This is a genomic window from Neptuniibacter sp. 2_MG-2023, from assembly GCF_030547495.1.
Taxonomy (GTDB): Bacteria; Pseudomonadota; Gammaproteobacteria; order Pseudomonadales; family Balneatricaceae; genus Neptuniibacter.
This window is the reverse complement of sequence record NZ_JAUOQC010000025.1, coordinates 1-15,581: the sequence shown is the minus strand read 5'-3', so window position 1 is coordinate 15,581 and position 15,581 is coordinate 1. Positions and strand designations below refer to the sequence as shown.

General features: G+C 45.3%; 12 protein-coding genes, 1 tRNA gene and 1 pseudogene. All 14 read left to right on the top strand.

Annotation, left to right across the window (positions count from 1 at the left end):
- Positions 1 to 147, top strand: a pseudogene (locus tag Q4486_RS15640) (elongation factor Tu); the annotation flags it as partial.
- Between the two features lie 66 nt (positions 148 to 213).
- Positions 214 to 289 (top strand) — tRNA-Trp (locus Q4486_RS15635).
- A 60-nt stretch (positions 290 to 349) separates the two neighbouring features.
- Positions 350 to 718 carry a preprotein translocase subunit SecE gene (secE, locus tag Q4486_RS15630; protein WP_303419809.1) on the top strand — a complete coding sequence of 123 codons (369 nt, stop codon included), beginning with the start codon at positions 350 to 352 and terminating at the stop codon, positions 716 to 718.
- 12 nt (positions 719 to 730) lie between these two features.
- Positions 731 to 1,264 (top strand): transcription termination/antitermination protein NusG, encoded by a 534-nt coding sequence (nusG, locus tag Q4486_RS15625; RefSeq protein WP_067862911.1) that lies wholly within the window; start codon positions 731 to 733, stop codon positions 1,262 to 1,264.
- Positions 1,265 to 1,366: 102 nt separating this feature from the next.
- Positions 1,367 to 1,801 carry a 50S ribosomal protein L11 gene (gene rplK, locus Q4486_RS15620; protein WP_067862909.1) on the top strand — a complete coding sequence of 145 codons (435 nt, stop codon included), beginning with the start codon at positions 1,367 to 1,369 and terminating at the stop codon, positions 1,799 to 1,801.
- The gene (gene rplA, locus Q4486_RS15615) at positions 1,801 to 2,496 is read left to right on the top strand and encodes a 50S ribosomal protein L1 (protein ID WP_303419804.1); all 696 of its coding nucleotides are present in this window, start codon (positions 1,801 to 1,803) and stop codon (positions 2,494 to 2,496) included. The genes rplK and rplA overlap by 1 nt, the downstream gene beginning before the upstream one ends.
- A gap of 210 nt (positions 2,497 to 2,706) precedes the next feature.
- Positions 2,707 to 3,201 (top strand): 50S ribosomal protein L10, encoded by a 495-nt coding sequence (gene rplJ / locus Q4486_RS15610; RefSeq protein ID WP_067862901.1) that lies wholly within the window; start codon positions 2,707 to 2,709, stop codon positions 3,199 to 3,201.
- A 69-nt stretch (positions 3,202 to 3,270) separates the two neighbouring features.
- The gene (gene rplL / locus Q4486_RS15605) at positions 3,271 to 3,645 is read left to right on the top strand and encodes a 50S ribosomal protein L7/L12 (protein ID WP_067862899.1); all 375 of its coding nucleotides are present in this window, start codon (positions 3,271 to 3,273) and stop codon (positions 3,643 to 3,645) included.
- A gap of 168 nt (positions 3,646 to 3,813) precedes the next feature.
- Positions 3,814 to 7,914 (top strand): DNA-directed RNA polymerase subunit beta, encoded by a 4,101-nt coding sequence (gene rpoB, locus Q4486_RS15600; protein WP_303419801.1) that lies wholly within the window; start codon positions 3,814 to 3,816, stop codon positions 7,912 to 7,914.
- A 76-nt stretch (positions 7,915 to 7,990) separates the two neighbouring features.
- Positions 7,991 to 12,217 carry a DNA-directed RNA polymerase subunit beta' gene (rpoC, locus tag Q4486_RS15595; protein WP_303419799.1) on the top strand — a complete coding sequence of 1,409 codons (4,227 nt, stop codon included), beginning with the start codon at positions 7,991 to 7,993 and terminating at the stop codon, positions 12,215 to 12,217.
- Positions 12,218 to 12,359: 142 nt separating this feature from the next.
- A complete protein-coding gene (rpsL, locus tag Q4486_RS15590; RefSeq protein ID WP_067862891.1) occupies positions 12,360 to 12,734 on the top strand; it encodes a 30S ribosomal protein S12 in 375 nt (124 codons plus the stop codon).
- A gap of 124 nt (positions 12,735 to 12,858) precedes the next feature.
- Complete coding sequence (gene rpsG / locus Q4486_RS15585; protein ID WP_067862884.1) at positions 12,859 to 13,329, top strand: 30S ribosomal protein S7; 471 nt, start codon at positions 12,859 to 12,861, stop codon at positions 13,327 to 13,329.
- Positions 13,330 to 13,347: 18 nt separating this feature from the next.
- Positions 13,348 to 15,441, top strand: coding sequence for an elongation factor G (gene fusA, locus Q4486_RS15580; RefSeq protein ID WP_303419794.1), 2,094 nt, complete (start codon positions 13,348 to 13,350; stop codon positions 15,439 to 15,441).
- A 39-nt stretch (positions 15,442 to 15,480) separates the two neighbouring features.
- On the top strand, positions 15,481 to 15,581 hold a 101-nt coding region (locus Q4486_RS15575; protein ID WP_303418295.1), incomplete at its 3' end, for a GTP-binding protein.

Sequence of the window (15,581 nt, the reverse complement as noted above, 5' to 3'; positions counted from 1 at the left end):
GGTGTTGAAATGGTAATGCCAGGCGATAACGTTCAGATGGATGTTACGCTAATCAACCCGATTGCGATGGAAGAAGGTCTGCGTTTTGCGATCCGTGAAGGCGGTCGTACAGTAGGTGCTGGTGTTGTATCTAAAATTATCGAGTAATATTAGATAATTAGGTATTGCCAATCGATGGGGAGGCCTATACAATACGCCTCCCTATTATGCGATAGGCCAGTGGCTCAATTGGCAGAGCAGCGGTCTCCAAAACCGCAGGTTGTGGGTTCGAGTCCCTCCTGGCCTGCCAACTCATTCGGAGTTGGTATCTTGCAAGCGAATCGTTTTTAGTAATCCTGAGGCCCTAAGCGTGAATGCGAAAGTGAATCCCGAAGGTTCAAAGTTTGATGCCCTAAAATGGGTGGTTGTAGTGGCGGTTGTCGCTGCCGGTGTTGTGGGTAACTCCATCTTTGCTGATCAGTCTTTGTTCTACCGTGTAGTAGCATTGCTGGTGTTGGCTATGGTTGCAGGTTTTATATCTCTGCAAACGGCTAAAGGTAAGGCTTTCTTCACTTTGTTTAAAGAAGCAAAGCAGGAGATTCGTAAGGTGGTATGGCCGACACGTCAAGAGACATTGCAGACGACAGCTATTGTCGTTGTTGTGGTTTTGGTTGTTGGTTTAATGCTGTGGGGGCTTGACTCGTTATTGAGTTGGCTTGTATCTGGGGCGATAGGTTAAGAGGCGATAAGCATGTCGATGCGTTGGTATGTAGTGCATGCGTACTCCGGGTACGAGAAGCGTGTGATGAATACGCTAAAAGAACGAGTTGAACTGCATAGTATGCAGGATCTTTTTGGTGAGATTTTAGTTCCTACCGAAGAGGTTGTAGAGATTCGCGATGGTAAGAAGCGAAAATCTGAACGTAAGTTCTATCCTGGTTATGTTTTAGTGAATATGGATATGAACGACGAAAGCTGGCATTTGGTGAAAAATACACCTCATGTTTTAGGCTTTATTGGTGGTACGGCAGGTAAGCCTGCGCCGATCACTGAAGCTGAAGCGAATGAAATTCTAAGTCGTGTGGAAAGTGGTGTTGATAAGCCGCGTCCTAAGACTGTGTTTGAGCCAGGCGAAATGGTGCGTGTTACTGATGGCCCATTTGCTGACTTTAACGGTGTTGTAGAAGAGATTAATTACGAGAAGAATAAACTGCATGTTGCAGTGTTGATTTTCGGTCGTTCTACACCGGTTGAGCTAGATTTTGGTCAGGTAGAAAAAGCCTGATAAAAAGTATGAAGGAATAACCTCAGCGAGAGCTGGGGTTTTTCTGTCTTGAGAAAATGGGGAGCTGAGAGGCGTTTGAACCCACTAGGAGTACATTGAAAAATGGCTAAGAAAATTGAAGCTTATATTAAGCTGCAAGTTCCTGCCGGTGGCGCGAACCCGTCACCTCCAGTAGGTCCTGCGTTAGGTCAGCATGGTGTTAACATCATGGAATTCTGTAAAGCGTTTAATGCTCAGACACAGGGCATGGAAAGCGGTTTACCTGTTCCTGTTGTTATTACTGTTTATGCTGATCGTAGCTTTACGTTCATCACTAAAACACCTCCTGCAGCAGTATTGTTGTTGAAGGCTGCAGGCCTTAAGAGTGGTTCTGGTCGTCCGAATACTGAGAAAGTGGGTTCTGTTACTCGCGCTCAGTTAGAAGAGATCGCTACTGTTAAAATGCCAGACCTTACAGCTGCTGATATGGATGCGGCTTGCCGTACCATTGCTGGTACAGCGCGTAGCATGGGTCTACTTACAGAGGTGGATGAGTAATGGCTAAGTTAACTAAACGTCAAAAGCTGATTGCTGAAAAAGTAGAAGCTGGTAAAGCGTACTCTATCGAAGATGCTGTTTCTCTATTGTCTGAACTATCTACTGTAAAGTTCAAAGAGACAGTTGATATTGCTGTAAACCTAGGCGTTGATCCACGTAAATCTGATCAGGTTGTTCGTGGCTCAACTGTATTGCCAAATGGTACAGGTAACGATGTTCGTGTAGCTGTATTTGCTCAAGGTGAAAATGCTGAGAAAGCAAAAGAAGCCGGTGCAGATGTTGTTGGTTTTGAAGATCTTGCTGAGCAGATTAAAGGCGGTGATCTTGATTTTGGTGTTGTTATTGCGACGCCAGACGCTATGCGTGTTGTTGGTCAGCTAGGTCAGGTGCTTGGTCCTCGTGGTCTAATGCCTAACCCTAAAGTTGGTACAGTAACACCAGATGTTGCTACAGCAGTTAAAAATGCTAAAGCAGGTCAGGTTCGTTTCCGTACAGATAAGAACGGTATTATTCATGCTGGCGTTGGTAAAGCAGATTTTGAAGCTGCTTCTATCAAGCAAAACGTTGAAGCATTGATTGCAGATCTGAAGAAGCTGAAACCTTCTGCTGCAAAAGGTATTTATCTTAAGAAGGTAGTTCTGTCCACTACAATGGGTCCAGGTCTACTTGTTGATCAGGCTTCTTTGGAAGTTTAATCAATGAAAGGTTTTTTGAGGGTCTTCTGTGACTGTAATGCAGAGACGAAGGCCGTCAAAGACCGCAGGTGATAAAGGTAACTTTATCTTAATGGGCTAACCAGCCTGCGCAGACGGTGAGATTCTGAATTTGAATCAAACCACCGTACTCGGAATCCCCATTGATTGGGGGGTTGGTAACAAGTCGAAAGACTACTCCAGGAGTAAATCGTGGCATTAGGACTCGAAGATAAAAAAGCGATCGTCGCTGAAGTCCAAGAAGCTGCTAACAATGCTTTGTCTGCTGTTGTCGCGGATTCCCGCGGCGTTGAAGTTGGCGACATGACTGCATTGCGTAAAGAAGCACGTGAAAACGGCGTATGGCTTAAAGTTGTACGTAACACGCTAGCTCGACGCGCAGTTGAAGGCACTGATTACGCATGCTTACAGGACACGTTCAAAGGTCCAAGTATCATTGCTTTTTCTACAGAACATCCGGGCGCTGGCGCTCGTATTCTGCAGGATTTTGCAAAAGGTAATGACAACTTTGAACTGAAAGCGGCTGCATTTGAAGGTGAAGTAGTAGATATCGCAATGTTGGCAAGCTTGCCAACATACGACGAAGCTATTGCTAAGTTGATGATGTGCATGAAAGAAGCTGCTGCTGGCAAACTTGTCCGCACAATTGCAGCTGTTCGCGATCAGAAAGAAGAACAGGCTGCGTAATTTTATACGCATCCTTTTTCATACAAGTTTTAATGAGCCTGTGGGCTTACAAATATCAGGAATTAGAAAATGTCTCTGACTAACGAAGATATCCTAAACGCAATTGCTGAAATGTCTGTTAAAGACGTTGTTGTTCTTATTGAAGCAATGGAAGAAAAATTCGGTGTAACTGCAGCTGCTGCTGTTGTTGCTGGTGGCGCTGCTGGCGGTGACGCTGGTGCTGCTGAAGAGAAAACTGAATTTGACGTTATCCTAACTGCTGTTGGCGATAAGAAAGTTAACGTAATCAAAGCAGTTCGTGCTGCTACAGGTCTTGGCTTGAAAGAAGCTAAAGGCATTGTTGACGGCGCTCCTGCTGCTGTTAAAGAAGGCGTTAGCAAAGAAGAAGCTGAAGAACTACAGAAAGCACTGGAAGAAGCTGGCGCTTCTGTTGAAGTTAAGTAATTACTTCAATGCTAATTCGAGCAGTTTTCTGTTCGAGGTGCTGATGGCTGGTGGCAAAATGCCACCGGCCTTTTTCCGTTATTTATAGACAGCAAATAAATTGCGGTAACACAGTCCGAAACGGGTTTCGGTCTGCTTATAATTTGGTGCACTTGCTGGGGAACACTGATGGCTTATTCATACACTGAAAAGAAACGCATCCGTAAGGACTTCGGTAAATTGCCGCAAGTAATGGATGTGCCTTACTTGCTAGCAATACAGCTCGACTCCTATAAAAAGTTTTTGCAGACAGGAGTTGAAGCAGCAGATCGTTTGGATGCTGGTCTGCATGCAGCATTTAACTCTGTCTTCCCAATCGTGTCCTATTCTGGAAATGCATCTCTGGAATATGTGGGCTACCGTCTGGGTGAGCCTGTATTTGACGTTAAAGAGTGTCAGATACGCGGTATTACGTATGCAGCTCCACTGCGCGTGAAAGTTCGTTTGGTTATTTATGACCGCGAATCCAGCAATAAGGCTGTTAAAGATATTAAAGAGCAAGAAGTCTACATGGGCGAGATGCCTTTGATGACTGATAACGGTACATTTGTTGTTAACGGTACTGAGCGAGTGATTGTTTCACAGCTTCATCGTTCACCAGGTGTATTCTTTGACCATGATAAAGGTAAAACCCATTCATCTGGGAAGCTGCTTTATTCTGCGCGTATTATTCCTTACCGTGGTTCATGGTTAGATTTTGAATTTGATCCTAAAGATAGTTTATTTGTCCGTATTGACCGTCGCCGTAAATTGCCTGCAACTATTTTGTTGCGTGCTTTGGGTTACCAGACTGAAGAGATTCTTGATATCTTCTTCGAAAATACGACTTGGAGCTTAGGCAGCGAATCGATCAAAATGCATTTGATCGCTGACCGTCTACGTGGCGAAACTCTATCTTTTGAAGTTAAAGATGGCGATGGCAACGTTGTAGTTGAAGCCGGACGCCGTATTACGCCACGTCACATTCGTCAAATGGCGAAAGTAGGCATGGAACAGCTAGAAGTACCTATGGAGTATCTTGTAGGTAAAGCGATTGCGCGTGATGTTATTGATCCTGCAACCGGTGAGCTGATCTGTGGTAGTAATGCTGAAATTACAGAAGAATTAGTTGAGCAGTTACGCGTTGCTAATATCACAACGTTTGAAACGCTATACACAAACGAATTGGATTGTGGTCCGTTTGTTTCTGATACGCTGCGCAACGATCCAACGCGTAACCAGTTAGAAGCTCTGGTAGAAATCTACCGTATGATGCGTCCTGGTGAGCCGCCAACTAAAGAGTCTGCTGAAGCACTATTTGAGAACTTATTCTTCAGTGAAGACCGTTATGACCTTTCAGCTGTAGGTCGTATGAAGTTCAACCGTCGTCTAGGTCGTGATGAGGTTGAAGGTTCTGGCGTTCTAGATAAAGAAGATATCCTTGAGGTGATGAAAACCTTAATCGATATCCGTAACGGTAAAGGCACGGTAGATGATATAGATCATCTAGGTAACCGTCGTATCCGTTCTGTTGGTGAAATGGCAGAAAATCAGTTCCGCGTTGGTCTTGTTCGTGTTGAACGTGCTGTACGTGAACGTCTAAGCATGGCTGAATCTGATAATCTAATGCCGCAGGATCTTATTAATGCTAAGCCTGTAGCCGCAGCGATTAAAGAGTTCTTCGGTTCTTCCCAGCTTTCTCAGTTTATGGATCAGAACAACCCGTTGTCTGAAGTTACCCATAAGCGTCGTGTTTCTGCATTAGGCCCAGGTGGTCTAACGCGTGAACGAGCTGGTTTTGAAGTACGTGACGTACATCCGACACATTACGGTCGTGTATGTCCAATCGAAACGCCAGAGGGTCCAAACATCGGTTTGATTAACTCTTTGGCTACCTTTGCTCGCACAAATGATTATGGTTTCCTTGAAACACCATATCGCCGCGTTGTTGATAGCAAAGTAACTGACGAGCTGGATTACCTGTCTGCAATCGAAGAAAACACCTTCGTAATCGCACAGGCATCAGCAACAATGGACGAAGAAGGTCGCCTACTTGATGAGTTGGTTACTGTTCGTCACTTGAATGAAACAACGGTTATGCAGCCTGAAAAAGTACAGTACATGGACGTTTCACCACGTCAGGTTGTATCTGTAGCGGCTTCATTGATTCCGTTCCTAGAACACGATGATGCCAACCGTGCATTGATGGGTTCCAACATGCAACGTCAAGCGGTGCCAACTTTACGTGCGGATAAGCCGCTTGTAGGTACTGGTATTGAGCGTAACGTTGCACAGGACTCCGGTGTATGTGTTGTTGCCCGTCGCGGCGGTGTTATTGAGTCTGTTGATGCGAGCCGTATTGTGGTTCGTGTTAAAGATGATGAAGTAACGGCAGGCGATGCAGGTGTAGATATCTATAACCTGACTAAATATACGCGTTCTAACCAAAATACATGTATCAACCAGCGCTCTATCGTGAGCCCAGGTGATCAGGTTAATGTTGGCGATGTTATGGCTGATGGGCCATCTGTTGATATGGGTGAGCTGGCGCTAGGTCAGAACATGCGTATCGCGTTTATGCCTTGGAATGGTTATAACTTTGAGGATTCGATCCTTATCTCTGAGCGTGTCGTTCAGGAAGATCGTTTCACAACTATCCACATTCAAGAGCTTACTTGTGTCGCACGTGATACTAAGTTGGGTTCTGAAGAGATTACATCGGATATACCAAATGTAGGTGAGTCTGCTCTAGCTAAGCTAGATGAGGCTGGTATCGTGCATATAGGGGCTGAAGTAGGTCCTGGCGATATTCTTGTTGGTAAAGTGACACCTAAAGGCGAAAGCCAGCTAACACCAGAAGAGAAGCTACTAAGAGCTATCTTTGGTGAGAAAGCATCGGATGTTAAAGATACATCCCTACGTGTTAAGACAGGTACAGTTGGTAAAGTTATCGATGTGCAGGTGTTTACACGTGACGGCGTTCAGAAAGATGAGCGTGCGTTAGCGATTGAGAAATCTGAACTAGATTCTATTCGCAAGGATCTCTACGAAGAGCTTCGCATTGTTGAGCAGGCGACTTTTGAGCGTTTAGGTAAAGTGCTTATTGGTTTGAAGGCTGACGGTGGTGCAGGTCTTGGAAAAGGTGAAGAGATTACTGCTGAATTCCTAGCTGGGTTATCGAAATCTGATTGGTTCAATATCCGCGTTTCTGATGAAGCTGCGGCGGAACAGCTTGAACTTGCAGAGAAGCAGCTAGAAGAGCGTAAAGAGTCTCTTGATAAGCGTTTTGAAGATAAGAAGAACAAGCTGCAAACAGGTGATGATCTTGCGCCGGGCGTCCTAAAAATTGTTAAGGTTTATGTGGCTACTAAGCGTCGCGTACAGCCGGGTGACAAAATGGCAGGCCGTCATGGTAACAAAGGTGTTATCTCTGTAATCATGCCTGTTGAAGATATGCCGTATGATGCAAATGGTGAGCCAGTCGATATAGTACTGAACCCACTAGGTGTACCATCACGTATGAACGTTGGTCAGGTCCTAGAGACTCATATGGGTATGGCTGCTAAAGGTCTTGGTCGTCGCATCAATGAGATGCTGGATCAAGAGCGTGAGCGTGCTGAAACGGTTAAAGAGATTCGTGAATTCTTACATCAGATCTATAACGCTGATTTAGGTGCTGGCGTAAACAGCCGTACTGAAGATCTAGATAGCTTTACTGATGAAGAGATTCTGGAACTGGCTAAAAACCTTTGCGGTGGTGTTCCACTGGCAACTCCAGCATTTGATGGTGCTAAAGAGGTTGAGCTTAAATCCTTGCTACGTTTAGCGGGTCTAAGTGATACAGGTCAAACTACATTGTTTGATGGCCGTACAGGTAATCAGTTTGATCGCCCTGTAACTGTTGGTTACATGTATATGCTGAAATTGAACCATTTGGTTGATGATAAGATGCATGCGCGTTCAACTGGCTCCTACAGCCTTGTTACTCAGCAGCCGCTGGGTGGTAAAGCTCAATTCGGTGGTCAGCGATTCGGTGAGATGGAGGTGTGGGCACTTGAAGCTTATGGTGCTGCATATACTCTGCAAGAGATGCTCACAGTTAAGTCCGATGATGTGAATGGTCGTACCAAAATGTATAAAAACATTGTGGATGGCGATCATCGTATGGAGCCGGGTATGCCGGAATCCTTCAACGTACTTATTAAAGAGATCCGTTCTCTGGGTATCGACATCGAGCTCGAATCCGAATAAGCACAAAACTGTATACCAGGCGGGGGTCGCTCATTAGAGCGGCCTTAAGCAAGAACTCCGTTAGGAGCTTGAAAGAATGAAAGATCTGCTGAATCTGCTTAAAACACAGGGTCAATCTGAAGAGTTTGACTCGATCAAGATCACTCTGGCTTCCCCTGAGATGATCCGTTCATGGTCTTATGGTGAAGTTAAAAAGCCGGAAACCATTAACTACCGTACCTTCAAGCCTGAGCGTGAAGGTTTATTCTGTGCCAAAATTTTTGGCCCAGTAAAAGATTACGAATGCTTATGCGGCAAATACAAGCGTATGAAGCATCGTGGTGTTATCTGTGAGAAGTGTGGCGTAGAAGTTACGCTGGCTAAAGTTCGTCGTGAGCGTATGGCTCACATCGAATTGGCATCTCCAGTTGCCCACATTTGGTTCCTTAAATCACTACCGTCCCGTATCGGCTTGATGCTAGATATGACGCTACGTGATATTGAACGTGTTCTTTACTTCGAGTCTTTCGTTGTTATCGATCCAGGTATGACTACGCTTGAGCGCGGTCAGATGTTGAACGATGAGCAATATTTTGAAGCGCTTGAAGAGTTTGGTGATGACTTTGATGCCCGTATGGGTGCTGAAGCGGTACGTGAGCTGCTTTCTTCAATTGAATTGAAGGAAGAGGTTGATCGCCTACGCGAAGAATTACCACAGACAAGTTCTGAAACAAAAATTAAGAAGCTGTCTAAGCGTCTTAAGTTACTAGAAGCGTTCTACAAATCTGGTAACAAACCTGAGTGGATGATTCTTGAAGTACTGCCGGTTCTTCCGCCAGATCTTCGTCCATTGGTGCCTCTTGATGGTGGTCGTTTCGCAACGTCTGATCTTAACGATCTGTACCGTCGAGTTATCAACCGTAACAACCGTCTTAAGCGTTTGTTGGATCTTAATGCTCCAGATATCATCGTACGTAACGAAAAACGTATGTTGCAAGAATCTGTTGATGCGTTGTTAGACAACGGTCGTCGCGGTCGTGCTATTACCGGTTCTAACAAGCGTCCTCTGAAATCTTTGGCTGATATGATCAAAGGTAAGCAGGGTCGTTTCCGTCAGAACCTATTGGGTAAACGTGTAGATTACTCTGGTCGTTCTGTAATCGTGGTAGGTCCATACCTACGTTTACATCAGTGTGGTCTTCCTAAGAAGATGGCACTTGAGCTATTTAAGCCTTTTATCTTCTCTAAACTAGAGCTTCGTGGTCACGCTACTACGATTAAAGCCGCTAAGAAGATGGTTGAGCGCGAAGAAGCATTAGTATGGGATATCTTGGATGAAGTTATCCGTGAGCATCCGGTACTGCTTAACCGTGCACCAACACTTCACCGTTTGGGTATCCAGGCGTTTGAGCCTGTGCTAATCGAAGGTAAGGCAATTCAACTGCACCCATTAGTATGTGCGGCATACAACGCCGACTTTGATGGTGACCAGATGGCGGTACACGTACCGTTGACTATTGAAGCGCAGCTAGAAGCACGCGCATTGATGATGTCTACCAATAACGTGTTATCTCCTGCTAACGGTGAGCCGATTATCGTTCCTTCGCAAGACGTTGTATTGGGTCTGTACTACATGACTCGTGAGCGTGTTAATGCGAAAGGCGAAGGCATGGTGTTCTCTGATATTGACGAGATTGCACGTGCTCAAGGCGCAGGTGAGTTAGATCTTCAGGCTGGTATCAAGGTTCGTATCACTGAAACGATTCGTGATATCGAAGGTAACGTTGAAGTTATCACTGAGCTAAAAGAGACAACTGCGGGTCGTGCTTTATTGTTTGCTATCGTTCCTGATGGCCTTCCTTATGAGCTGGTTAACCAGCCAATGAAGAAAAAAGCAATCTCCCGTCTATTGAATGAGGCTTATCGTCGCTGTGGTCTGAAAGATACGGTTATCTTTGCTGACCAGCTGATGTATACAGGCTTCCGTCAGGCAACAATGTCTGGTGTATCAATCGGTGTGAACGATTTCGAGATTCCAGCTGAGAAAGCGCTGATTATCGATGAAGCGGAAACCGAAGTTGTAGATATCGAACGTCAGTTTGCTGATGGTTTGGTAACTCAAGGTGAGAAATACAACAAAGTTATCGATATCTGGTCTCGTGCTAACGAACTGTTAGCTAAGAAGATGATGGATAACTTGAAAACTGAGCCGGTTATTACTAAAGACGGTAAAGAGTCAGAGCAAGAGTCATTTAACTCTGTTTATATGATGGCCGACTCCGGTGCCCGTGGTAGTGCAGCTCAGATTCGTCAGCTAGCCGGTATGCGTGGTTTGATGGCTAAGCCAGATGGCTCAATCATCGAAACGCCTATCACTGCGAACTTCCGTGAAGGTTTGAACGTACTTCAGTACTTCATCTCTACCCATGGTGCTCGTAAAGGTTTGGCTGATACAGCATTGAAAACAGCAAACTCTGGTTACTTGACGCGTCGTTTGGTTGACGTTGCTCAGGATGTTGTAATCACAGAAGCTGATTGTGGTACAGAGGAAGGTTTATCAATGATTCCTCTGATCGAAGGCGGTGACGTTGTAGTTGCGCTGGCTGATCGAGTATTAGGTCGCGTTGTAGCTAAGGATGTTCTTGATCCATCAGGTAAAGATGTTCTGATTGAAGCTGGCACGCTGATTGATGAAGCTTGGAAGCATCGCTTAGAAAACGAAGAGATCTATTCATCTATTGATGAGATTATCGTACGTAGTGCAATTACATGTCGTACTCGTCACGGTATCTGTGCAAGCTGTTATGGTCGTGATCTAGGTCGTGGTCACTTGGTTAATCCAGGTGAGGCTGTAGGTGTTATCGCGGCGCAATCAATTGGTGAGCCGGGTACACAGCTTACCATGCGTACGTTCCATATCGGTGGTGCGGCATCTCGAGCTGCAGCAGTGGATAGTATCCAAGTTAAGAATGGCGGTGAGATTCGTCTGCATGACCTTAAGTTTGTTGAACGTCCAGATGGCGCTTTAGTTGCAACTTCACGTTCTGGTGAACTGGGTGTGACTGATGAGCATGGTCGTGAGCGTGAACGTTATAAGCTTCCGTACGGTTCTGTTATCAAAGTTAAAGATGGCAGTAAAGTTGAAGCGGGCGACATTGTTGCTAACTGGGATCCGCATACGCATCCAATTATCTCTGAAGTGGCGGGTCGCGTTGAGCTGTCCGGTATGGATGATGGTATTACAGTTAAGAGTCAAACTGATGAATTGACGGGTCTGTCTACCACTGAGGTTCTTGATAACAAAGATCGTCCAGCGGCAGGTAAAGATATCCGCCCAATGATCAAGTTACTTGATGCTAAAGGTAATGATGTGATGCATCCGGGTACGGATTCTGCTGCACAGTACCTATTACCTGCTAAAGCGATTATGAACTTAAGTAATGGTTCTGATGTTCAGGTAGGTGATGTGCTGGCTCGTATCCCGCAGGAAGGTTCTGTGAATAAGGATATCACCGGTGGTCTACCGCGTGTTGCTGACTTATTCGAAGCGCGTAAGCCAAAAGAATCCTCTATCTTGGCGGAAGTATCAGGTATCATCAGCTTCGGTAAAGAAACTAAAGGTAAAAAACGTTTAGTTATCTCTCCAAGCGATGTTGAGCCGCATGAAACAATGATCCAGAAATGGCGTAATTTGAACGTTTTCGAAGGTGAGCAAGTGAATAAGGGTGAGGTTATTTCTGATGGCCCATCTAATCCACATGACATTCTACGTATTTTGGGTGTTGAAGAATTAGCTAAATACATCACCAGCGAGATCCAAGACGTATACCGTCTACAGGGTGTAGGTATCAACGATAAGCACATCGAAGTTATTGTTCGTCAGATGTTGCGTAAGGTTGAGATCGTTTCGTCTGGTGATTCAAGCTTTATTACTGGTGATCAGGTTGAATACCAAGCGGTATTGGCTGAGAACGAAGAGCTTGAAGCAGCAGGTAAGATTCCTGCTAAGTTTGACCGTGTGTTGCTGGGTATCACTAAAGCATCACTTGCGACTGAATCGTTCATCTCTGCAGCGTCCTTCCAGGAGACAACGCGTGTATTGACTGAAGGTGCAGTAACCGGCAAACAGGACTTCTTACGCGGCTTGAAAGAAAATGTCGTGGTTGGTCGTCTGATCCCAGCGGGTTCAGGTCTGGCTTACCACGAAGAACGCAAACGCAAGCGTGCTCAACCTGCTGAAGGTGAAAGTGCGACTGTGAGTGCAGAAGAGGTGCAACAAGCACTAACTGAAGCACTAAATGCGTCTATGCCAGACGCTGAATAACTATTTTTTCATTTTTATTGAATAAATAGTACTCAGTGTTTGATGTTGGGGCCGGAATTTATTAAAATTCCGGCCCCTTTGTGGTTGGATTGAAAAATATCCAATTTTTATGGTGTTAAATCAAAACGTGGAGTTTGCTTAAATGGCAACGATTAACCAGTTGGTACGTAAACCGCGTAAACGCAAAGTTCAGCCTAGCGATGTTCGTGCATTGCAAGCTTGTCCTCAGCGTCGTGGCGTATGTACCCGTGTTTACACCACTACTCCGAAAAAACCGAACTCAGCATTACGTAAAGTATGTCGTGTTCGTTTGACCAACGGCTTCGAGGTTGCTTCCTACATTGGTGGTGAAGGTCACAACCTGCAGGAGCATAGTGTTGTTCTAATTCGTGGTGGTCGTGTTAAGGACCTTCCAGGTGTTCGCTACCATACGGTACGTGGTGCACTGGACTGCTCAGGTGTTAGTGAGCGTAAGCAAGGCCGTTCTAAGTACGGTGCTAAGCGTCCTAAATCTTAATCGTAGTCCCTGCGGCGCAGCTTTCTTGTAAGACTAAGAAGCTAAACCGGATACACGGTAAGAGTAAGGCCAAGTTTACATACTTGGAAAACCTGAAGACCTTTTAATGAATTGAGGGCTTATCATGCCTAGAAGACGCGTCGCTGCAAAGCGCGAAATACTACCGGATCCTAAGTTCGGTAACATTGTTCTTGCCAAGTTTATTAACCATGTAATGGTTCACGGTAAGAAATCAGTTGCTGAGAAAATTGTTTACGGTGCTTTGGATAAAATCCAAGAGCGCTCAGACAAAGATCCATTGGAAATTTTTGAAAAAGCTCTGGAAGCGATCCAGCCAGCGGTTGAGGTTAAATCTCGCCGTGTTGGTGGTGCAACTTACCAGGTGCCTGTAGAAGTGCGTCCTGCTCGTCGTATGGCTCTTGCTATGCGTTGGGCGGTTGACTCTGCACGTGGTCGTGGTGAGAAATCCATGGCTCTACGTTTGGCAGGTGAGCTTGTTGATGCTTCTGAAGGTCGCGGTGCGGCTGTTAAGAAACGTGAAGACGTGCATCGTATGGCTGAAGCGAACAAAGCATTCGCTCACTACCGCTTCTAAAAAACTGAGGACTAAGTTGTGGCTCGTAAGACTCCTATATCACGTTATCGCAACATCGGTATCTGCGCACATGTGGATGCCGGTAAAACGACGACTACGGAGCGTGTTCTGTTTTACACCGGTCTTTCTCATAAGATTGGTGAAGTACATGACGGTGCTGCAACTATGGACTGGATGGAGCAGGAGCAGGAGCGTGGTATTACTATCACGTCTGCTGCAACTACTTGCTTCTGGAAGGGCATGAGCCAACAATTCGAAGATCATCGAATTAACATCATTGATACACCGGGGCACGTTGATTTCACGATTGAAGTTGAGCGTTCTTTACGTGTGTTGGATGGTGCTGTTGTTGTGCTTTGTGCCTCTTCCGGTGTTCAGCCTCAGACTGAGACTGTTTGGCGTCAGGCTAATAAATATGAAGTGCCGCGCATGGTATTCGTCAATAAGATGGATCGCATAGGTGCTGACTTCTTTATGGTTGTTGATCAGCTAAAAGAGCGTCTTGGGGCAAATGCTATACCTATCAATATTCCGATTGGCACGGAAGAAGACTTTGTAGGTGTGGTTGATCTGATTCGCATGAAAGCCATCATGTGGAATGAAGCAGATCAAGGTATGACTTATGAGTTGGAAGATATTCCAGCTGATCTGCAGGAGACTGCTGAAAAGTTGCGTGAGCAATTAGTTGAAGCAGCTGCAGAGGCAAATGAAGAATTGATGGATAAGTACCTTGAAGAGGGTGACTTATCTATAGATGAATTAAAGCAGGGTTTACGCTCGCGTACGCTTGATAACGATATTGTTCTTATGTTGGCTGGTTCAGCTTTTAAGAATAAAGGTGTTCAGGCGATGCTTGATGCGGTTATTGAGTTCATGCCATCTCCAATCGAAGTTAAAGCGATTGAGGGTATATTGGATGATAAGGACGAAACGCCTGCTGCACGTCATGCTGATGATGATGCGCCTTTTGCGGCTCTGGCCTTTAAAATTGCCACTGATCCGTTTGTAGGTACGCTGACATTTGTGCGTGTGTATTCGGGTGTTCTTAAGTCGGGTGACGGGGTTTATAACTCAGTCAAAGGCAAGAAAGAGCGCGTGGGTCGTATGGTGCAGATGCATGCCAATAATCGTGAAGAGATTAAAGAGGTGCGCGCGGGTGATATTGCCGCACTCATCGGTATGAAAGATGTTACAACAGGCGATACTTTATGTGACGGCGATAATCGTATTATCCTCGAACGTATGGAGTTTCCTGCGCCGGTTATCTCGGTTGCAGTCGAGCCTAGGTCTCAAGCTGACCAAGAGAAGATGGGTGTTGCCTTAGGTAAATTGGCGCAAGAAGACCCTTCCTTTAAAGTTGAGACAGATAAAGAAACAGGCCAGACCATTATTTCAGGTATGGGTGAGCTACATCTTGATATTCTCGTTGATCGAATGAAACGAGAATTTAAAGTTGAGGCAAATATTGGTAAGCCTCAAGTTGCTTATAGAGAAAAGATTCGTAAGCCGGTTAATGCGAACCATAAGTTTATTCGCCAATCGGGTGGTCGCGGTCAGTACGGTCATGTAGTGGTTGAGTTTAGTCCTTCTGATGAAGAAGGGTTGGAGTTTATCAATGAGATCGTGGGTGGCGCGATCCCAAGAGAATTTATACCAGCAATAGAAAAGGGTATTGAAGAGCAGATGCATAATGGCGTTATTGCTGGATATCCTTTGATCGGGCTAAAAGCTCGTCTATATGATGGTTCGTTTCATGATGTTGACTCTAATGAGATGGCGTTTAAAATTGCGGCTTCTCAGGCATTAAAGAAATTTGCGCAGGACGCAGACCCTTGTTTGCTTGAGCCTGTCATGAAAGTAGAAGTAGTAACCCCTGAAGATTATATGGGTGATGTGATGGGCGATCTTAATCGTCGTCGCGGCCTAGTTCAGGGTATGGAAGATAGTTCTTCGGGTAAGGTTGTTAATGCGCTTGTGCCGTTGGGGGAGATGTTTGGTTATGCAACCGATCTTCGTTCAGCTACGCAGGGGCGTGCAACTTATTCGATGGAGTTTTACGAATATGGTGAAGCGCCCAAAAAGGTCGCTGATGCTATAATTAATTTTACTTAATTATTTATTTGCTAATGATAGCTGATAGAGGAAATAGACGTGGCTAAAGAACAATTTGAACGTTCAAAACCGCATGTTAACGTTGGTACAATCGGCCACGTTGACCACGGTAAAACTACACTTACTGCTGCTCTGACTCG

Excerpts from the sequence above, each read along its gene's own strand:
- rpsG (WP_067862884.1), top strand. The coding sequence starts at position 12,859 with ATGCCTAGAAGACGCGTCGCTGCAAAGCGCGAAATACTACCGGATCCT.
- nusG (WP_067862911.1), top strand. The coding sequence starts at position 731 with ATGTCGATGCGTTGGTATGTAGTGCATGCGTACTCCGGGTACGAGAAG.
- rpoC (WP_303419799.1), top strand. The coding sequence starts at position 7,991 with ATGAAAGATCTGCTGAATCTGCTTAAAACACAGGGTCAATCTGAAGAG.
- rplK (WP_067862909.1), top strand. The coding sequence starts at position 1,367 with ATGGCTAAGAAAATTGAAGCTTATATTAAGCTGCAAGTTCCTGCCGGT.
- rpsL (WP_067862891.1), top strand. The coding sequence starts at position 12,360 with ATGGCAACGATTAACCAGTTGGTACGTAAACCGCGTAAACGCAAAGTT.
- rplA (WP_303419804.1), top strand. The coding sequence starts at position 1,801 with ATGGCTAAGTTAACTAAACGTCAAAAGCTGATTGCTGAAAAAGTAGAA.
- rplL (WP_067862899.1), top strand. The coding sequence starts at position 3,271 with ATGTCTCTGACTAACGAAGATATCCTAAACGCAATTGCTGAAATGTCT.
- rpoB (WP_303419801.1), top strand. The coding sequence starts at position 3,814 with ATGGCTTATTCATACACTGAAAAGAAACGCATCCGTAAGGACTTCGGT.